The sequence below is a fragment of the Chloracidobacterium sp. genome (assembly GCA_016711345.1).
In the GTDB taxonomy this organism is placed as follows: Bacteria; Acidobacteriota; Blastocatellia; order Pyrinomonadales; family Pyrinomonadaceae; genus OLB17.
The window spans coordinates 1,853,030-1,870,786 of record JADJTD010000001.1 but is presented as its reverse complement, the minus strand read 5'-3'; the positions used below and the strand labels follow the sequence as shown (position 1 = coordinate 1,870,786).

Below are 17,757 nucleotides of genomic sequence, written 5' to 3'. Positions count from 1 at the left end.
CCTAATAATGGTGGACTGTTAATCTCTTGCGTCCTTTCGCGCGGCGGCGTTTGAGCACGGCACGGCCGTTCTTGGTCGCCATCCTCGCCCGAAAGCCATGCTTTTTCGCGCGGCGGCGGTTGTTTGGTTGATATGTTCTCTTCGGCATAATTACTCTCCATCACTTCTAGTGCGAAAGTGAAAACCTTGAGTTTACGCAAAATACGCCCTTGTGTCAAAGCTGAATTCACCACAAAGGCACTAAGAACACAAAGGGCAGGCAGCTAATTACTTTGTGTTCTCGGTGCCTTTGTGATGAAAATTCTTCAAATGGCCATCGGAAAAACCCAAAAAGCCATCGGAACACCCCCAAAAAGCCATCGGGTTTTGACAGTCTGAAAACTTTTCCACCCAGCCCATCATCCTCCAAGAGCACGCGGATCATCCATACCAATCAACACCGTCATCATCTTAAAACATAACTCTAATTGTCCCTGAAAGGGACCAATTCAATAGCGTCGGGAAAATCCTTTCGAGCCATAGCCGAAAAAGTATTTACCACAAACGTGTTGTTTCGTATTTATCGAAAACTTCGTCCACGCTAACCAGCGTCATATTTTCGTCAATAGCTTGTGCTATCAACAACCGGTCAAACGGGTCTCGGTGGTGAAAAGGTAGGGTTAGAACCACAGATGCATGGCCGACTTTGACGGGAAGTAATTCAAAGCCATTAATTTGTAGTTGGTGTGGAAATAAGGCTTCGAAGGGTGCGGACAAAGTCATCTTGCCAATGCTGGTTTTAATTGCCGTTTCCCAAATGCTGGCGATGCTGACAAATTTTTCGTGTTCGGTATCTTCAATTAAGTTTCGAGCATCAGTGCTCAGATTCGAGCTGCCCGCAATAAACCACAGAAGGGTATGTGTATCGAGCAGCAAATTCATTTTCGATAATCGTCAAAATCTTCAAGCGGTTCGCCAAAATCGTCTGCCATTACAAACATTCCCTTAGCGCTCCCAAACTGTGGGCGAACTTTTTTTTGCTGTACAGCAACGAGTTTGGCAACGGGCAAATTATCTTGGGTGAAAATGACTTCGTCGCCGTTAATAACCGAATCGATCAGATCGGGCAACGGAACTCTTGAATTTTTTTCCACACGTACTTGATGCATAAAACTTATGTGTCTCCAGAATGGATTTTATCACATAAGAACGCCATTTTTGGCGGAAACGTTAAATGAATCAGTGGTTAAGTCTTCCCACGTCTGAACGCGTCGGTCAGCGTGTTACCTGCCGCGTCATAATCCCAGCCTGCAGATGTGATCCTGTTGTCGTTCGACCTACTGTACGGTATCGGACAGATAACAGCCTCTAGTTAAGTAGAATCGATCTTCGTAGATATTTAACTATAAATCCCGACCTATCAAGGAGAAAAAATGGCTAAGAAAAAATCAAAAGGAACATTAGAAACAATTTACGATAAAGCGAAAACAGTTGTGGGCGAGGCATTGACGGGAGCCGCGACAGGTGCGATCGAGGGTGTCGCTGACAAAGCGGTTGAAGCTGTTGGCGGAAAGTCGGCTGTTAAGAGTTCGACAAAACAGCATGCCGCAAAAAAAGCGGCTCCAGCGAAAACAAAGAGCCCAACTAAAAAACCTGCCGCCGCGAAGAAACCGGCTGAGGAGAAACCAGTTTTGAAAAAGGCGGTTTCGCCTAAAAAGAAAACGGCAAAAACCGCTAAAAAAACGGCGACTCGCAAATAGTCAGTCGTCAAACTACAGGAGAAATTATGCTTTGGACAATTTTTTTAATTCTATTGATTCTATGGGCTTTAGGCTTTGGCTTTGCCGGTGCAGCTCTTGGTAATTTTGTTCACATTCTGATAGTGATAGCGATCGTTGTATTGGTCGTGCAGCTTGTCACCGGACGAAGAGTTGATTGATTAGTATTTTGTAACTTTAGTAATCGAGGGAGAAAGTATGAAGCGTAACGCAAAAGAACTTCTTTATCAGTGGTACGAAACTGAATTAGGCGGAGTAGAGATCTATACAACTGCTTTAAAATGTGTTCAAAACAAAGATCTAAAGAAAGAGTGGGAAGAATATCTCGATCAGACAAAACATCACGTAGAGATAGTGAATAAAGCTCTCACCGACCTCGGACTGGATCCCGATGCAGAAACGCCGGGCCGCAGCATAGTGCATTTCAAAGGTGCATCGTTAGTCAAGGCAATGGAAATGGCTTTGGCCTCCGCCGATCCTAAGGGTGCCGAGTTAGTTGCCGCTGAATGTGTCATTGAAGGTGAAACAAAAGATCACCAAAATTGGCATCTTATTGGTGAACTCGCAAAAAACGAGACCGGCGACACGGCCAAAATTCTTAAAGCCGCTCACGACGAGGTCGAGGACGAAGAGGACGAGCATCTTTATCACACAAAAGGCTGGTGTCGGGAACTTTGGTTGGATTCGTTAGGCATTCCGGCTGTTCTGCCGCCGCCTGAAGAAGAAAAGAAAGTCAAAACCGCGATCGGTGCGGCTCGTGCGGAACAGGCACGCAGCGAATTGCTTTAGGTTTTAAATCAATTGTATTGGTCCCGCCCCGCGCGGGACCAATTAAATATGATGCCAACTTCACAAAAAACTGCCAAAAGATCTGAGAATTCAAGATCTTCTACCGACAAAAGAAGTGTGGACGCTGAAACTGAGAACAATGTCCTCAAGATAATCAGCATTGAAAACGCGCAAAAAGACAACCGTACCGTTGGTCAAAAGATCTCCGAAGGCATAGCCGCCTTTTGCGGCAGCATGGTCTTCGTCTATGTTCACATCGTTTGGTTTGGCGGTTGGATCACCGTCAACTCAATTGCAAATTTTCAGTTTGATCCTTTTCCTTACACATTTCTTACACTCGTAGTTTCGCTTGAGGCGATTTTTCTTTCCACCTTCATATTGATTAGCCAAAACCACGAGACAAAACTCACCGAACGCCGCAATCATCTAGATCTCCAGATCAACATGCTCGCCGAACAGGAAAATACGAAGACGCTTGAATTATTACAAGCGATCGCCGAGAAGGTCGGCGTTTCCTTTGATGATAAAGCGATGAAAGCCCTCCTCGAACCAATGAAACCCGAGAGGATGATAGAGCAAATAATGGCCGCCACGGGCGAGGATCCGAACGATGCGTAACTTAAAAAATTAGATTAGATAAAGTATTTAGTAGCGTGCAATCCGTGCAACATACATTCTTTCGTGTTACAATTATGGAGAGGTAATATAAGTATGAAACGAGATTGGAAAGAGATACCGCGGGATGGAAGGAAGGCGCAGTGGGCTGGGGTTTATGTGACGCTTAATAGCAAAGGGACGATCGTGATGAACCGGGCCGCGTATGAGCGTTTGGATGAGCCGGCGGCTTTTTTGCTGTTGTATGACGCGCCGAATAACTCGATCGGGTTGAAACCGACGGTGGCTTCGATGAAAAATGCGTATCCTGTTTTGAAGTCCGGGCGGCACGGCGGCAAAAAGATCGCGGCTTACAGGCTTTTGGTGGAGTGTGGACTGCAGATCAAAGACACGCTTAAGTTCACAGACGCCGAGATAGACCTTGACGGAATATTACTGCTCAATCTGCGAACGGCCCAAGTCTCGAAACGCGCGCTTAATCATCCGAGGAGGAGAGGGAATAGTGAATAGTTATCGGCTAACGTTGGCAATGCCTAGTATTAAGAACAAAACCCCCACAACAATAAATCCAGCCCCAACTACCCATGAGAAGAATCGATCTAGCTCCGGAGACAATCCAGCTTTTCGAAAGAACCAATTTCGAGACGATTCTGGATACGGATTCAATCTGGATTCATAGATTGAATAGATTCCAATCCCTATGCCGATCAATCCTACAAATATTTCAGTCATGGAAAATTATGTGCTTGACAGCCTGAACATAGAGCGTATGTTCCCGCTCCAATATCCGCGCTGAAAGCGTTTCAATCGTGTCGTCGTCAAGCCTATTTACTTCGCACTGCAATATCGTTGGGCCGTGGTCTAATAGTTCATCGACGTAATGCACGGTGCAGCCAGTGACTTTGACGCCTGCTTCGAAAGCTTGTTTCTGTGCATCAAGGCCGGGAAACGATGGCAGCAGGCTTGGGTGAATATTGATGATCTTATTTGGAAAGGCACGAACAAAGTTCGGCGATAGCAGCCGCATATAGCCCGCAAGACAAACCAGTTCAACGCCGTGTTTGTTTAACTCATCGATGATAGCGGCATCGTGCTCTTCGCGCGTTCTGCCGTTTTGCTCGATCACGACAGTCTCAACGCCTCGATCACGCGCTTTTTCGAGCCCAGCAGCGTCAGCCTTATTACTGATAACAACCGAAACTTCCGAATCAGGTATCTCGCCGCTCTGAACCGCATCGACAAGAGCGACCATATTCGAACCACGGCCTGATATTAGTATTCCGATTTTCATAGGAACTTCAAAAACTCGCCAGAGTTTACGTCGAAAATGACATCCATATGTTTTGGGTCTTGGACGTAGTTGACTAGCTGGAGGATTTCGGGGCGGTCAACTTTTGAAAGTCCGACTTGAAAGCCTTTGACGGTCGTTTCTGCTACAGCCCATTGACGAGAATTAAACTCAAAATCAACCTTGTTCTCGTTTGGAAAATTACCGATCGGCACCGCTACGGTTATGTGTCGCGGGCAGTAAAGCAGGATGTACTCTTCGCCGATCTGTTCGAGCAGCGAGGCAAACAGGATCGTTTTGTTGCTGCAATCGCCGTTGCGGGTCATCAGCGTTTCGTTGGCGCGTTTTAGAGTTTCGCCGCCGCCGATGGCCTCGGTGAAACTGTATTCAATCTCGTTTGAGACAAAATCAACGAGTCTTTGAACACGGGCCTCACGATCTTGCCCAACGTCTTTTAGCAGATCGTCAGCAAGCCTTCTTAGCGAAGGCTCGTCCGGCTTTGCGACCATGATACCGTGGTTGGCAAAGATGAATGTAGGCCTGTTTGTTCGCTCACCTTGCTGTGCGATAAGCCTGCCGCCGTAAACGCTCTTGTCGTTAAAGAAGTCGTTCATCTCGTCGAGCGTCATTGTGTAGTTGGCCGTCGAGTAAGGAAACGTAAGCGTTTGCTCACGTGGAATTTTAATATTGGCGAGGCTTGTCCTGAAAAATCGCCCGGCGTAATAGGTCGGCATTTTGTAATCGCCGATCTTCAAGTGTTTGCCGTCAAGTTTGCCTAGCTCGATCTTTGCCGCATCGAAAAAGGTCTTTCCAATGAATGCATCAAAATCGCTGTCGTCGGCTTCGGGATAGGTAAAGAATGCTTCGTCGTTTACCTTTACATAGCGTTCGAGTCTGCCCTTTCCAAGTATCTGCTGACGAAATTCCTCGCCGGAAAACGTTCGGTAATCGAGCATTGATACCGTATTGTTGCGTATCTGCTCGGCAATAATGTCCTCTTCAGGACGCGGCACCGGCTTGCTCATCCAAACAACAAAATACGCCGCACCAGACAACACGATCAAAGCAACAAGCCCGATGACTATAGACTTAGAGTTGACGCGGCTCTTTTGATACGAGCCAAAGAGTTCGTCTGACATATTTTCTGCTTGACCGGTCTCAATTCATAACTACATCTCTATCTATTTAGGCAGAGCTGCAATTTTTGCAAGGACATCGCTTGCGAGTTTCTGGTTCGGTGTCAGCTGCAAAACTTTTTCCATATCGGCTTTAGCGAGGTCATATCGTTTCGTATCAAAATAGATCGCTCCACGCATTAGATAGGCACCGGCATATTTTGGATCGAGCTTTATCGCCTGATTTATATCGGAAATGGCCGTGTCGTTCATCTTCTTTTTGTTATAGGCGATGCCTCTGTCAAGGTAAGCCTTGGCGTAATTAGGGTTCCTTTTCATCGCCTCGCTATAATCCGCGATCGCCATATCGTATTGGGCCATGGCGGAATAGATCATTCCCCGATTATTCCAACCCTCGACGTATGTCGGGTCGAGTCTGACCGCAATATTAGTGTCGGCAAGAGCAAGATCGTACTGTTTTTTCTTGTAATACACCGAACCGCGATTAACAAAAGCCTTCATATAGTTTGGATTTAGCTTTATCGCCTGATTGTAATCGGCAAGCGCGAGATCCAGATCACCTTTATCAGAATAGGCGATGCCGCGGTTATACCAGATTTGAGCCTCGTTTGGGGTCAGTTGTATGCCCTTAGAATAGTCCGTGATTGCACCGATGTGATCCTTTTTCCTGTTCCTGGCCAGGCCGCGTTGAAACAGTGCGTCGTTATGGTTTGGCGACAATACCAGCGTCTGCGAATAGTCAGCGATCGCCATATCTATATTGCCGGAGAAAAAATAAGCCTGCCCGCGATTAAACCAAGCTGTCGGAGCCGCAGGAGCCAAGTTGATCGAAGCGGTAAAGCTCGCGATAGCCTGTGGGTATTGTTTGTTTTTATAGTATTGAATCCCCTGATCGAGATGCTGCTGGGCAGTCTGCGCAACCGCTGCTCCGGCAGCAAATAAGATCACAAATATTAACAACTGAATCTTTTTCATAGCTTTAGGCACTGATGATCACTTCTCCTGTTCCGTTTGTAATTTGTCCTATCACAACACTTGTTTGTATTTGATCCCTGATCGTCGGCACATGCTCCTCAGCACACACGACGATCATCCCTACACCCATATTATAAGTCCTGAACATCTCTTGTGTCTCGACATTTCCGAGGCGCTGCATTAGTTTGAAGATCGGCAGTTCCGGCCATGTGCCTCGGTTTATTTCGACGGACACGCCTTCCGGCAAGATACGGGGGATATTTTCGAGAAAGCCGCCGCCGGTGATGTGGACGAGGCCCTTTATGACGCCGCTGTCGAGTAGCGGGCCGATCTGCGGCAAGAAACTTTGGTGCGTGGCGAGTAATGCTTCGCCGACCGTTGAACCGAGTTCGTCTAAATGCGAATCTACAGAATAGCCGCCAACCTCAAAAAACAGTTTGCGAGCAAGCGAGTAGCCGTTTGTTTGCAGGCCGGTCGATGGAATTCCGAGAACAATATCGCCGGACGTGATCGATTTGCCGTCGATGACTTTTGGTTTATCGACGACGCCGACGATAAATCCGGCAAGATCGTATTCGCCGTCAGCATACATCGAGGGCATTTCCGCCGTTTCGCCGCCGAGAAGAACGCAACTATTTTCGCGGCAGGCTCGGGCCATGCCTTCAACGACGGATGCCGTTACATCTGGCTCAAGCTTTCCGGTGGCAAAGTAATCGAGAAAAAACAAAGGCCGCGCGCCTTGGACCAAAATATCATTGACACAATGATTTACAAGATCGGCGCCGACCGTGTTGTGAATTCCTGTCTCGAAAGCAACCTTGAGCTTCGTTCCGACGCCGTCAGCCGATGCAACAAGTATAGGCTCCGACATATCGGGAAATGCTCCGGCAAACATTCCGCCAAAGCTGCCGATCTCGGTCAGCGTCCGCTCATTAAACGTGCTGCGCGCCATATCGCGGATCTTCGCGACGGCAAGATTTGCTTTGTCTATCGAAACGCCCGCGTCGGCGTATGAGATTGGTTTATTCATAACGAGAAAAACCGAATTATATCGCGTTCGCAAACGAAACTCATTGACCAAACAGCGTTTGACAGTTTAGCCTATCTGTAGGGCATCACTGCTTGGTCTGTCCGCAAGTATAAGTCAAAGCAATTTGTTATAAATCAATCTATGAGTTTTACATTGACCGATCTCGGCAGCGAGAGTTTTGAATTTACCGCAAACGTGTGGAACTGGAAAGCCGCGCTTGAGATCATCCGCAGCCTCGACATCCTCGGCGAAGGCGCGATGCGGCAGATGAATTACAACGCGACCGGCGTCAAGGTCTCAATAGAGGACGCACACGCGATCGGCACGCGCATACAAAACGAATTCCTGCCTAAACTAGCACCGAACAAGCGGATCTATTCCGACCTGAGCATCACTGACGAACCCGATGACATGACGCTCCATCGCGATGGCGACGAACAGTGGAAAAACTACAGCGTCACACACGATTGGCTAAAGGAATTTGCCGACTTTTGCCTCAAGTCAAAAGGTTTTCAGATCTTTTAACCAAATAATTTTAAGCTGGATCTTTGAGTAAACGCGAGCTTCTCTAAGAACTCATCGCGGTAGATCTCTTTTGCGCCGAGCGCTTCAAAATGAGGCGTCATTACTTGTGTGTCGAGCCACGTTGAGCCACGTGATCTTAGATGGTCGATCAGGAACAAAAGCGCGATTTTTGAGGCGTTTGGCACCTTGTAAAACATACTCTCGCCGCAAAAAACTCCGCCCGCATCCACGCCGTAAAGCCCGCCGACCAGATTGCTGTCAGCATCCCAAACCTCGACGCTGTGAGCCATGCCCTTGTCGTGAAGCTCGGTAAAAACTCTCTCAAACTCATTAGTGATCCAAGTACCGCGCTGGCCCGGACGATGAGCGAGCGAACATTCGCGGATGACGGCTCGAAAATCTTTGTCGATCGTAAATGTCAGGTCATTTTTTCGGCGGGCACGTTCCAAACTGCGCGGAACATTGAGATCGGCAAATTCCAATATCGCACGTTCCTCGGGACAGTGCCACGGCAAAGGAACTCCTTCGGTGTACCACGGGAAAATGCCTTTCAGATAAGCTTCGCGCACATTTTCGACCGTCAGTTTCGTACCAAACGAAACGACGTCGTGCGAACGGAAAAGATAGTCCCCGATCGAGACCCATTCAGGATATTTAAAGGTTTTCGGATCGGGAAACACGGGCAAAGACATAAGACATTTTTACCACAGAGTCACAGAGAGCACAGAGAAAAAGTAAACGAAATAACTTCTTGCGAAAAATCTGTGTCCTCCGTGTCTCTGTGGTGAATATTCCTAAACCGTCTTGAGTTTCCACTTTCCGCGTTTGAACAGCAGGCCGCTAGCGATTGCAAGGAGCGAGAACGCAAGTGTTATCGCCCAAAACACTCCGTCCGGTCCTAGATCGAATCTATATGCCAGAGCGTAAGCAAGCGGTATTTCAAAGATCCAAAATATCAGCAGATTGAGATATGTCGGCGTCCATGTGTCGCCGGCGCCGTTGAATGCCGTTTCCAGCACCATTCCCAAACCATAGAATGCAAAACCGAAGGCAATGATATGCAGTGCCGACGTGCCGTATCGTAGAACTTCCGCCTCCTGCGTAAAAATGCCGATGATCTGATTTGAAAAGAACAAAAAGACTAGGCCAATGCCAAAATAAACGGCGGCGTTGAACCACGCAGCTTTCCACACAGCGGCCTCAGCGCGTTCTGGTTTTCCGGCACCGAGATTCTGCCCGACCATTGTCGCGGCTGCATTACTCAAACCAAGCGCCGGCAGCAAAGCAAACATCACAACACGCAGAGCAATAACATAACCCGCAATCGCGACCTCGCCAAAACCCGCCATGATCGGCATCAACGCCGTCCAACTCGCCGTCGCGATCAGAAGTTGGAAAACGCCGGTCGAAGACAATCTTGCGAGTTTCCACAGGAGCTTTGGGTCAAACCGCCAGCTTTCTCGATCTATGTGTATCCGGCCGCCTGGCCGCATCAAGTGCCACGCCGCATAAAGCACGCCGATTCCTCTGCCGATCGTAGTGCCAACGGCCGCGCCGGTGACACCGAGCTCGGGAAAGAATGCGACGCCAAAAATAAAACACGGCGCAAGCACCATATTCAAACCATTTGCCAAAACCAGCACACGCATCGCAATTGCGGCGTCGCCCGCTCCGCGAAAGATGGCATTGAGCAGAAAAATGAACACGACGACCGCGTTGCCGCCGAGCATTATCCGCATAAATGTCGTGCCTTCCACGATCACTCTGTCGTGAGCGCCGAGCAGCTTCAATATATCGGGCGCGAAGACAATGCCTATCGCACTGATGATCGCCGAAACGATCACGCCTAGATAGATAACGTGCGCCGCCGACTTTGCCGCGCCGGCTTCGTCCTTTTCGCCCGTCCGACGAGCAACGGTTGCCGTCGCGCCGATAGCCAGTCCAAAAGCGACAGCATAGATCAACGCCATTACAGATTCGGTAAGTCCGACAATAGCGATCGCGTCGGCACCGAGCTTGGCGACAAAGAAAATATCGACGACCGCGAAAAGGCTTTCCATGCTCATTTCGAGTATCATCGGCACCGCCAGCAAAAATATCGCCAGCCCTATCGGCCCCGTTGTAAAATCGCGGTTCGATCCGCGTATCGCCTCGCGCAGCACCGCCAAAGGAGAATTATCGACCGCCTCCACGGGCGTAGATTGATTATTAATAGACATGACCAGTTCCTTAGATTAAGACAGAAAACAAAAATACACGTCGCGTCAACCCGTTGTTCAGACGGGCAACGCCACATAAACGAACAGTAATGTGCGTGATTAAATTAGCGGATGCGGATGGCAAGTTTCATAATTTTTCGAGTATACACAAGGGAAGTCCGCGAGCGCAAGCCTGCACAAGTCAGAACCGGGAGCGATAGCGACTGGGTTCTTTGCAGAAGCTCGCACGTCAGTAAGGGCGATACACTCAACTAGAAAAGTTCGATCTTTCCGTCAGCGATCGTCACTCGCGACAAACCTTCGTTAAAAACAATCCGCTCGAACGAGATCGGCGATACGGAACCAGATGCACCAACTGCCGTAAATCTTAGATTCACCAGAAGGCCGTTTTCTTCTATCGGCATTGCACCGTAAACGGCAACTCTCAAAAGTCCCGGTTCACTGGAATTAACAACGACCGAAAGCCCGCGACTGACTGTTCCGGCGACATCGGCCACGTTAGGCAAAGGCTGTATCACCGCAGGATCGTATCTGAGATCGAACTCATAAGCGATAACGCCTTTGTCCATAATGCCATGAACATTCACCGGCACGACGATTTCCTTATCTATGGCCGATACTGCATTCGGCAATTCAACTAAGATGCCACTTTCCGGCTCAATGTCTTTACTGTCCACTGTCCACTGTTCATTGTTCACTTTTCCCGCCGGCCTCGCGCCTGTATTTGTCCAATTCCCCGAAACCTCGCCCATTAGCAGTGCAGAATAGTCTTCGCCAAGGATGTCGGTAGTGATAGATGGGTATGTTCTGCTCAGCGGGCTAAATCTCCAGCTTCCTGACGAGCCGCCGTCATTTCCGACAGCAAAACTGGCAACAAGCGCCGCGTCGAATGATGAGACACCACCGTTTCCGCTGACATCGGCGACAGTTTGCTGTGCTGGTGAAAACGTAGTGAGACTTGAAACATATTGAGCGATCCGCGCCGCGTCGAATGAACTTACGGATGCATCATGACCGTTCGCCTTTGATGGCGTCACCGTATAAGAACCCGATCCAAATCCGGTTAGTGAATAACTGCCACTAGGAAAATCAGTAGTCGCAGAAACATTCGGCGAACCAACGCCGCTAATCGCCACATTTGAAACAAAACGAGGATTTGGCGCACCTATGGCATTGCCGTAAGTAGCGGTTCCGGTGATCACAGCCGGAGGTGTTGGCGTATTTGTCGGTGTATCCGTCGCAGTACTTGTTGGGGAAAAGGTCGGAGTATTCGTGGCAGCCGGGGGAAAAACCTCGGTAATCGTAGTCGAAGTTGCCGCGCCGCCCAAATATGGCAAGCCAAAAATATCCTCAATTGTGCGCAGAGCGCTGTGGTGATTGTAGAATGTCGAGGAGCTGCCTCCGGGCGTGATCCACGGAGCCCTGGCGGCTGTGTAGATACGGCCGCCGCCATTGATGGCGCTCGTGCCTTCGTCAAAGCTGACGATGACGAGCGTACGTGCCCAGTCCGGGCTATTTGTTACCTGCGGCATAAAGGCCTGAAGAAATGCATCCCCCTGCGCGATAGTTCCGTCGTGCATACTGTTGATGTTGTTTGGCACGACAAACGAAAAATTAACGAGCGGGTCAAAATTTGCCAGCGGCTGAATATTCGAGCACTCGGCGGGATTTAGCCGCGTGCCTTCAAACGGTATCGCCGGATTATGTTTCCGGTCGTAATTTCCCGCAGCCCCCCAACCGTCGACTGGACCGGAAGCGGTAACGACATCGGAACAGGCTCCGGGATAATTCTGTGCATAGACACGCCAAGATCTGCCAGCCGCGGCAAGCTGCTGAGGCAGGCTATCATTCCCGACCGGAAACGTGCAGTAATTGTTTGTTGTTACTCCCAGATTCGAACCCGCAAAAGCATGCAGATAGTTCGGCTGCGACGGATGCGTCATGCCGTAAAACTCCGTGAAGTTGACGCCGTTTGCCGCAAAGTTCGCAAAGAATGGTGCAGACGCCGCAGTGATTTGATTGGCTTCTTTATTTTCAAACCAGATCCAAACTACATGGTCGATGCCGCTCACCGGCGTTGACGTCGGTGTCGCAGTTGCTGTAGAGGTCGGTGTGTTTGTCGGCGTAGGTGTGAACGTCGCCGTGGCGGTCGCCGTGAACGTTGGAGTTGGCCCGGCGAATGTCGTTATAAAGCTCCATATTGGACTAGTCGTGGTCTCAATTCCGTCACTGGTGGTTGCATACCATTCGTACTCAATTCCGCCGGTCAGTCCCGGCCAGTTTATTGAAGTATTTGTACCGGACGGAACACTGTTATTTGTCCCGATCAATTGAAACGGCGCTGAGCCGGACATGTCATAACTCAGGGTGAACTGACTGTCGAAATCGGTCTCAAATTGTGCAAGGCTTGGAGAGTAGGTCTTTACCGAGATCGTGTTGTTGGCTGGTGAAAAGGTCATGATCCGCAGCAAGCCGTTCCCGCCGTTTGGCCGCGCCTGATAGTCAGATAACAGCGACCAAACCGTTCTCCCCTGAAAGGTATCCTGTCTGCGGCCTTCAGCATGCACGTGTCCGCCGAGCTGCATGAAAAGATTTGGCCTATCCTTTAGCTCATTGTAGATCGCCGCTCCCTGAGCACTAAAAGGCGCCGGATGGCCCATGCCGACCATCCAGTGCGTCGTGACGATCGCGCGACGATCGCTGTATGTTTGCAGCAAACCGTCGGCCCATGTCAAAACTTCCGGAAGCGGTGTCGTGTCATATTCGAGATGGATAATAATAAAGTCCATCCCGCCGCCGCTGAACAACTCATAGTGATTGTCATTATTTGTGCCGTGCTGGCCGCCATAATAACCGCGTCCGCTAAAACGAGATGTACCAAAGTACTGGTTATATTTCGTAGTGCTGGCAGTATCGCCACCGCCGTTCGGAGACTGGTCATGATTGCCCACAGCAAGCCCGTATGGAATGCCGTCGACAAGATTGGTCGTCACAGGGTCTTCAATTGTGGTGTACGCCGTATTAGCGATCTGCCATTCCGAGTCAAAGGTATTTCCGTTCTCCGAAATGTCGCCCAAACCGGTCACGAACCTTATGTTAAGTGCGTCCTTGTTTGCGACTATCCACTGTGTCTGAGCATAGAAATTTGCGGCATTTGCCCCGCCGTTATCAACGTAATGCTGCGTGTCCGGCATTGCGATAATTGTAAAATCTTCGCCGGTTGACGGAGGTGTGACAGGACGTCCGTAATAGGTGACCGTCAGGTTATCCACATTCGGATCGGCGACGCTGACTTCCAAATTCGGCGACGTGGAAATATCAGTTGCATTATCCGGCGGTGAGATAACCACGGGCGAAGCTGGCGCGAAATTAGGCGGCGTTTCGTTATAAACGACAGTTAGTTTCGGGCGGTTGGCGATCGTGGCGTGTTCACTTGACCGCAGCTGCACGCCGTCATCAAAGTGTGCCGAGGTCATAAGCCAGCCGTTATTTACCATCACGCCATTCACCCAATCACTGATCTGCGAAGGCGGAACAGAAACCGTGATCGGCCCAACATATCCGTCAACTCCTGACCAAAAAGCACTGACCGCGATCTCAGCGTCAATTCCCTCAGGTATAAAATGCCGGTTGCCTATTGAGGTATAGCTCGCGGTCGCCTCGTTCCAGGGAACCTTCATGCGGTACATATTGAAACCCTGGCCTTCGCTGTCTACATAAAAATCAAGCTGCGCCGAGACGATCGTGGAATTCGCGGGGATCGCGGAAAGGTCGAATTGAAGCAATGAAGTGCGTTCATCCTCAGGAATACTACTCGGATTTCTATCCTGGATTATCAGGTTCTCAGCCCCGCGAACCGTCGCCGGACTGACCTGATAAGTATAGGTATCGCGAGTGCCCGTATAACCGCTCACGCCATCCTGAAAAGTCACCGTCGTATTGCCGAAAGTACGCATCGGCGAGTTTTTGCTGTTCGCGGGATGAACATTATCTACTCGCTCATCAGAACCCGCAACAGCCGAATTTGCGTGAGCCACCGGCTCGCCAATAACCGCAAATAACGTCAAACCAAAGACCAGAATCAACGCAAATAGCCTTGTCATATCTTTATCCCCGCTCGATCTATTGTGACTGCAAATCAGGACTGAAAACTTACTATAAAACCATGTTTGCGGTAATAATACGCCCGAAAGGTATTTTGTTCAAGGCTCGTGACTTTTGATCGGAAAATCACGTCATATGCGGAAACTTACGCCATTTCGAGAAAATTAGGTCAAATCGAGAAAGTTGGTATTCCAATTTGCCGCTAAATGCGCTAGTTTGAGTCGGGGATCGTTTTAGCTATGGCGATCGTGTTATTTGAAAATGAGTCTTGCCTCTCCAGCTTTTAGTTTTCAACTTTTACCTTCTGACCAGGCTCGATCATTCCAGCAAAAAATTGCCGGCTTTAGAACTTAAAAATGCTTTAACGGGAATCATTGCATCGTTTTGCAGATCGTGTAAGACAAAGTCATACACTTTTTAAAAAATCGTGGAATGGCGACTAAAAAACGCCGTAACTCCAATAAAAATGGTGAGTTGCGCGTTCCACTCAAGCACAGAAACGACGATGGAACGTTCCGAAACGGCGAAACAACAATCCGTGATAAAAAAAGGCGGGACACTGGGACAAAAACCAGCTTGCAACTAAAACGGCTTGGCTGTCACAATAGAAGTTTGGTTTTATGAAGATCGCGGTAGCAATGAGCGGCGGCGTCGATAGTTCGGCGGCAGCGGCATTATTAAAAGAGCAGGGGCACGAGTTGGTCGGCTTTACGATGCAGCTCTGGAACCAGCGACGCGGCATCAGCGTCGATGAGAACGGCGACCCTTTGCCGTCGCGTTGCTGCTCGCTCGATGACGTTTATGACGCGCGGCGTGTCGCGGAGGGCTTGGGCTTTCCGTTTTATGTGCTCAATCTCGAAAAGGAGTTTGAAAAATCGGTCGTCGAGCCTTTTATTCAGAGCTACCTCGACGGCGAAACGCCGATCCCTTGTGTCGCTTGTAATTCTCGTTTGAAGTTTGCCTCGCTCGATAAAATGGCCGTTTCACTGGGCTGCGATAAGGTTGCGACCGGTCACTTTGCTCGTGTCGAATACGACGAGGCGGCAGATCGTTACCGGCTGTTTCGAGGCAAAAATCATTGGAAAGATCAGAGCTATTTCTTGTGGGAATTGACGCAGGACCAGCTTTCACGGGCATATTTTCCGCTTGGCGAAATGCAGAAGGAAGAGGTCCGCGACATCGCCCGCGAAGCTGATCTTTACGTTGCGGAGAAGAAAGAATCGCAGGAAATCTGCTTTGTCCCTGACGGCAAGTATTCGGAATTTATTGATCGATACCTCGATCACGAAAACCGCTCCGGCGAACTGCCTGTTGGTGGCGAGATCGTCAACACAGCCGGCGAAACGGTCGGCTCACACACCGGGATTCACCGTTACACAGTCGGCCAACGCCGAGGTTTGGGCATCGCGAACGAAAAACCGCTCTATGTCATCCAGATCGAGCGTGCCAAAAATCAGATCATCGTCGGCGAGGACAACGAACTTGATTCGAGCGAATTCACCGCCAAAGGCGTCAATTGGGTTGCGTTCGACGAGCCTTCAGAGCCTGTTCGCGCCGAGGTAAAAGTCCGTTACCGTCATGAACCGGCTCCGGCGACGATCCATACTTTGCCCGATGATCGCGCCCGCATAGTTTTCGACGAACCGCAACGTGCGATTACACCAGGCCAGGCCACAATATTCTATAATGGAGACGAGGTTGTCGGCGGCGGTTGGATAGTTAAAAATTAAATAAGGAAATATTTATGCCCAAAGCAAAAAAGAGACCAAGTAAAACGGCAAAAGCCGCACAAAAACTGTTGAATGATTCGAAAATGCTCGCGTCCGCCAAAGCCGCGACCAACGCCGGGCAGGAATTCAAATCGTCAGTGGTAACGCCCAGGGCAAACACCACAGCGATCAAACCGCGTCCCGAAAAGAAAAAAGGATAGGACCAACCAAGCTTAATCTTAGTTGATCCTGGGGAAACCATTGTGGAATTGACCGCACTAACGAGCTTTCAACAGATCCCTTATTTCAGCGAGCAAAGCCTCTTGCGGCGGCGGCGGAGTCTGGGCCGCCAACCTAGCAAAATAACTCATGGCCGCTTTTGCGATCATGAACATCACAAATCCGACGATCAGGAATGTCAAAATATCGCTGAACAGTTGGCCGTATCTTAGCAGCGGTGCTCCGCCTTTGACCGCAGCATCGATCTGCTCGGCCGTTGCACCGGCTTTCAAATTGCCACTGAGGTCAATAAATTTGGTCTTAAAATCCGTTCCGCCGGTCACAAGTCCGACGATCGGCATTATTATTCCTTCTGTAAAAGTCGTGACAATTTTGCCAAAGGCCGCGCCCAGAATAACGCCGATAGCCAGATCGAGAACATTGCCTCGTGCAATGAACGCCTTAAAATCGTTCCACATAAGTCTTTCTTCTCCTGTAATTTAGAATAATGCCGGACTGCAATTAATATAATGCGTGCGGACAGATTAAACAACAAAAAAGACGGGGTTGCCCGTCCTTTTTCAAATAAACCGTAGTGTTTAGATCTCAAACGCCAGCGGCTCCAGCCTGTTCTTCCTCATCTTCATCATCGAACAGAGAGGAAGGAGTGTCTTCTTCTACCTCTTCGACAACAATAACTTCTTCTTCCTCATAACCAACCGAAGACGCGCCTTCTTCGATCTCGCGGGCCTTGAGCATGCTGCAGCTTCCTTCGAGGATCGCTCCTTCCTCGATGATCAGGCGAGGGCTTGAAATATTGCCCATTACACGGGCAGTTCGGCCCAGTTGAAGCTTTTCTGTAGCTACAATATCGCCATTTACTGAACCATTTACCATTGCCGCAGCGACAGAAATATTTGCATCGACTTGACCATTATTTCCGATGATTAGAGTACCGGCCTCGGACGAAACGGTGCCTACGAGATGGCCGTCAACACGCAGCATTGCGTGGAATTGCGTCTCGCCGCTCAATGTCGTGCCGTGTCCGACGAAGCCGCTTAGACGGCCTTCTTTAATGTCGCGTGCCATCGAATCGCTCTCTGAAAGGGCGCGAGTCGTTGACGGCTGCGGTTCATTTGCGTATGGATTTGTTGGAGCTACTGGTGTTTGCGGCTGGTAGGTTTCTGGCTCGTCTTTGCGTCCCATTCTGATCATATTTTTATTTTGAACCTCGCTGAAGTAGTTTAATAGAAAAACGCGCGGGATCTGAAAATCCGCCTTTTGGCATCCAGTGTATGTACACATGATCGCCAGCCCACCTTGCCCGTTTGTCTTAACTTATATAATAAATGACATTTCCGTCACGTGTCTAGTTATAATTTAAGGTTGTC

At 49.4% G+C, this 17,757-nt stretch carries 20 protein-coding genes; 8 read left to right on the top strand and 12 right to left on the bottom strand.

What is annotated here, in order from left to right:
- Nucleotide 1 precedes the first annotated feature (1 nt).
- The 3 genes from rpmH to IPL32_07790 all read right to left on the bottom strand — a co-directional run bounded on the left by rpmH (nt 2) and on the right by IPL32_07790 (nt 1,148).
- Nucleotides 2-148, bottom strand: coding sequence for a 50S ribosomal protein L34 (rpmH, locus tag IPL32_07800; protein MBK8465719.1), 147 nt, complete (start codon nt 146-148; stop codon nt 2-4).
- 386 nt (nt 149-534) lie between these two features.
- On the bottom strand, nt 535-921 hold the full coding sequence (locus tag IPL32_07795; protein MBK8465718.1) for a type II toxin-antitoxin system VapC family toxin: 387 nt from the start codon (nt 919-921) through the stop codon (nt 535-537).
- Nucleotides 918-1,148, bottom strand: coding sequence for a DUF2281 domain-containing protein (locus IPL32_07790; GenBank protein ID MBK8465717.1), 231 nt, complete (start codon nt 1,146-1,148; stop codon nt 918-920). The genes IPL32_07795 and IPL32_07790 overlap by 4 nt, the downstream gene beginning before the upstream one ends.
- A gap of 264 nt (nt 1,149-1,412) precedes the next feature.
- Here IPL32_07790 and IPL32_07785 point away from each other — a divergent pair, with 264 nt between their 5' ends.
- From IPL32_07785 to IPL32_07765, 5 genes are all read left to right on the top strand, one after another.
- Nucleotides 1,413-1,739: a hypothetical protein gene (locus IPL32_07785; protein ID MBK8465716.1), complete on the top strand. Its 327-nt coding sequence runs from the start codon at nt 1,413-1,415 to the stop codon at nt 1,737-1,739.
- Nucleotides 1,740-1,765: 26 nt separating this feature from the next.
- Complete coding sequence (locus IPL32_07780) at nt 1,766-1,918, top strand: lmo0937 family membrane protein (GenBank protein MBK8465715.1); 153 nt, start codon at nt 1,766-1,768, stop codon at nt 1,916-1,918.
- Nucleotides 1,919-1,955: 37 nt separating this feature from the next.
- Nucleotides 1,956-2,546 carry a hypothetical protein gene (locus IPL32_07775; GenBank protein MBK8465714.1) on the top strand — a complete coding sequence of 197 codons (591 nt, stop codon included), beginning with the start codon at nt 1,956-1,958 and terminating at the stop codon, nt 2,544-2,546.
- A 51-nt stretch (nt 2,547-2,597) separates the two neighbouring features.
- On the top strand, nt 2,598-3,164 hold the full coding sequence (locus IPL32_07770; GenBank protein MBK8465713.1) for a DUF1003 domain-containing protein: 567 nt from the start codon (nt 2,598-2,600) through the stop codon (nt 3,162-3,164).
- 93 nt (nt 3,165-3,257) lie between these two features.
- Nucleotides 3,258-3,671 carry a hypothetical protein gene (locus IPL32_07765; protein MBK8465712.1) on the top strand — a complete coding sequence of 138 codons (414 nt, stop codon included), beginning with the start codon at nt 3,258-3,260 and terminating at the stop codon, nt 3,669-3,671.
- A 214-nt stretch (nt 3,672-3,885) separates the two neighbouring features.
- Here IPL32_07765 and IPL32_07760 read toward each other — a convergent pair whose 3' ends face one another.
- Genes IPL32_07760 through IPL32_07745 form a run of 4 tightly spaced genes read right to left on the bottom strand, consistent with a single transcriptional unit; the run spans nt 3,886 to nt 7,590 of the window.
- Complete coding sequence (locus IPL32_07760; protein ID MBK8465711.1) at nt 3,886-4,452, bottom strand: phosphoribosylglycinamide formyltransferase; 567 nt, start codon at nt 4,450-4,452, stop codon at nt 3,886-3,888.
- Nucleotides 4,449-5,588: a transglutaminase domain-containing protein gene (locus tag IPL32_07755; protein ID MBK8465710.1), complete on the bottom strand. Its 1,140-nt coding sequence runs from the start codon at nt 5,586-5,588 to the stop codon at nt 4,449-4,451. Before IPL32_07755 ends, IPL32_07760 begins: the two co-directional genes overlap by 4 nt.
- Nucleotides 5,589-5,630: 42 nt before the next feature.
- Complete coding sequence (locus IPL32_07750) at nt 5,631-6,560, bottom strand: tetratricopeptide repeat protein (GenBank protein MBK8465709.1); 930 nt, start codon at nt 6,558-6,560, stop codon at nt 5,631-5,633.
- A 4-nt stretch (nt 6,561-6,564) separates the two neighbouring features.
- Nucleotides 6,565-7,590 carry a phosphoribosylformylglycinamidine cyclo-ligase gene (locus IPL32_07745; GenBank protein ID MBK8465708.1) on the bottom strand — a complete coding sequence of 342 codons (1,026 nt, stop codon included), beginning with the start codon at nt 7,588-7,590 and terminating at the stop codon, nt 6,565-6,567.
- A 141-nt stretch (nt 7,591-7,731) separates the two neighbouring features.
- Between IPL32_07745 and IPL32_07740 the strand changes: the two genes are divergently transcribed.
- Nucleotides 7,732-8,115 carry a hypothetical protein gene (locus IPL32_07740; protein MBK8465707.1) on the top strand — a complete coding sequence of 128 codons (384 nt, stop codon included), beginning with the start codon at nt 7,732-7,734 and terminating at the stop codon, nt 8,113-8,115.
- Here IPL32_07740 and IPL32_07735 read toward each other — a convergent pair.
- The 3 genes from IPL32_07735 to IPL32_07725 form a co-directional block, all read right to left on the bottom strand.
- The gene (locus IPL32_07735) at nt 8,112-8,807 is read right to left on the bottom strand and encodes a leucyl/phenylalanyl-tRNA--protein transferase (protein MBK8465706.1); all 696 of its coding nucleotides are present in this window, start codon (nt 8,805-8,807) and stop codon (nt 8,112-8,114) included. The two genes, IPL32_07740 and IPL32_07735, sit on opposite strands and share 4 nt — an antisense overlap.
- A gap of 102 nt (nt 8,808-8,909) precedes the next feature.
- The gene (locus IPL32_07730; protein ID MBK8465705.1) at nt 8,910-10,334 is read right to left on the bottom strand and encodes an MATE family efflux transporter; all 1,425 of its coding nucleotides are present in this window, start codon (nt 10,332-10,334) and stop codon (nt 8,910-8,912) included.
- Between the two features lie 251 nt (nt 10,335-10,585).
- Entirely contained in the window at nt 10,586-14,437 is a 3,852-nt protein-coding gene (locus IPL32_07725; GenBank protein MBK8465704.1) for a DNRLRE domain-containing protein, read from the bottom strand.
- Nucleotides 14,438-15,058: 621 nt separating this feature from the next.
- On the opposite strand from IPL32_07725, the gene mnmA reads away from it, so the two are divergent.
- Both mnmA and IPL32_07715 read left to right on the top strand, forming a co-directional pair.
- Nucleotides 15,059-16,168: a tRNA 2-thiouridine(34) synthase MnmA gene (gene mnmA, locus IPL32_07720; protein ID MBK8465703.1), complete on the top strand. Its 1,110-nt coding sequence runs from the start codon at nt 15,059-15,061 to the stop codon at nt 16,166-16,168.
- A gap of 14 nt (nt 16,169-16,182) precedes the next feature.
- A complete protein-coding gene (locus IPL32_07715; GenBank protein ID MBK8465702.1) occupies nt 16,183-16,368 on the top strand; it encodes a hypothetical protein in 186 nt (61 codons plus the stop codon).
- 57 nt (nt 16,369-16,425) lie between these two features.
- Here IPL32_07715 and mscL read toward each other — a convergent pair whose 3' ends face one another.
- Nucleotides 16,426-16,845, bottom strand: coding sequence for a large conductance mechanosensitive channel protein MscL (gene mscL, locus IPL32_07710; GenBank protein MBK8465701.1), 420 nt, complete (start codon nt 16,843-16,845; stop codon nt 16,426-16,428).
- A gap of 127 nt (nt 16,846-16,972) precedes the next feature.
- Entirely contained in the window at nt 16,973-17,581 is a 609-nt protein-coding gene (locus IPL32_07705) for a polymer-forming cytoskeletal protein (GenBank protein ID MBK8465700.1), read from the bottom strand.
- Nucleotides 17,582-17,757: the final 176 nt, after the last annotated feature.

What these genes read in the sequence shown, in the direction of transcription:
- rpmH (MBK8465719.1), bottom strand. Translation starts at nt 148, where the DNA reads ATGCCGAAGAGAACATATCAACCAAACAACCGCCGCCGCGCGAAAAAG.
- IPL32_07795 (MBK8465718.1), bottom strand. Translation starts at nt 921, where the DNA reads ATGAATTTGCTGCTCGATACACATACCCTTCTGTGGTTTATTGCGGGC.
- IPL32_07790 (MBK8465717.1), bottom strand. Translation starts at nt 1,148, where the DNA reads ATGCATCAAGTACGTGTGGAAAAAAATTCAAGAGTTCCGTTGCCCGAT.
- IPL32_07785 (MBK8465716.1), top strand. Translation starts at nt 1,413, where the DNA reads ATGGCTAAGAAAAAATCAAAAGGAACATTAGAAACAATTTACGATAAA.
- IPL32_07780 (MBK8465715.1), top strand. Translation starts at nt 1,766, where the DNA reads ATGCTTTGGACAATTTTTTTAATTCTATTGATTCTATGGGCTTTAGGC.
- IPL32_07775 (MBK8465714.1), top strand. Translation starts at nt 1,956, where the DNA reads ATGAAGCGTAACGCAAAAGAACTTCTTTATCAGTGGTACGAAACTGAA.
- IPL32_07770 (MBK8465713.1), top strand. Translation starts at nt 2,598, where the DNA reads ATGCCAACTTCACAAAAAACTGCCAAAAGATCTGAGAATTCAAGATCT.
- IPL32_07765 (MBK8465712.1), top strand. Translation starts at nt 3,258, where the DNA reads ATGAAACGAGATTGGAAAGAGATACCGCGGGATGGAAGGAAGGCGCAG.
- IPL32_07760 (MBK8465711.1), bottom strand. Translation starts at nt 4,452, where the DNA reads ATGAAAATCGGAATACTAATATCAGGCCGTGGTTCGAATATGGTCGCT.
- IPL32_07755 (MBK8465710.1), bottom strand. Translation starts at nt 5,588, where the DNA reads ATGTCAGACGAACTCTTTGGCTCGTATCAAAAGAGCCGCGTCAACTCT.
- IPL32_07750 (MBK8465709.1), bottom strand. Translation starts at nt 6,560, where the DNA reads ATGAAAAAGATTCAGTTGTTAATATTTGTGATCTTATTTGCTGCCGGA.
- IPL32_07745 (MBK8465708.1), bottom strand. Translation starts at nt 7,590, where the DNA reads ATGAATAAACCAATCTCATACGCCGACGCGGGCGTTTCGATAGACAAA.
- IPL32_07740 (MBK8465707.1), top strand. Translation starts at nt 7,732, where the DNA reads ATGAGTTTTACATTGACCGATCTCGGCAGCGAGAGTTTTGAATTTACC.
- IPL32_07735 (MBK8465706.1), bottom strand. Translation starts at nt 8,807, where the DNA reads ATGTCTTTGCCCGTGTTTCCCGATCCGAAAACCTTTAAATATCCTGAA.
- IPL32_07730 (MBK8465705.1), bottom strand. Translation starts at nt 10,334, where the DNA reads ATGTCTATTAATAATCAATCTACGCCCGTGGAGGCGGTCGATAATTCT.
- IPL32_07725 (MBK8465704.1), bottom strand. Translation starts at nt 14,437, where the DNA reads ATGACAAGGCTATTTGCGTTGATTCTGGTCTTTGGTTTGACGTTATTT.
- mnmA (MBK8465703.1), top strand. Translation starts at nt 15,059, where the DNA reads ATGAAGATCGCGGTAGCAATGAGCGGCGGCGTCGATAGTTCGGCGGCA.
- IPL32_07715 (MBK8465702.1), top strand. Translation starts at nt 16,183, where the DNA reads ATGCCCAAAGCAAAAAAGAGACCAAGTAAAACGGCAAAAGCCGCACAA.
- mscL (MBK8465701.1), bottom strand. Translation starts at nt 16,845, where the DNA reads ATGTGGAACGATTTTAAGGCGTTCATTGCACGAGGCAATGTTCTCGAT.
- IPL32_07705 (MBK8465700.1), bottom strand. Translation starts at nt 17,581, where the DNA reads ATGATCAGAATGGGACGCAAAGACGAGCCAGAAACCTACCAGCCGCAA.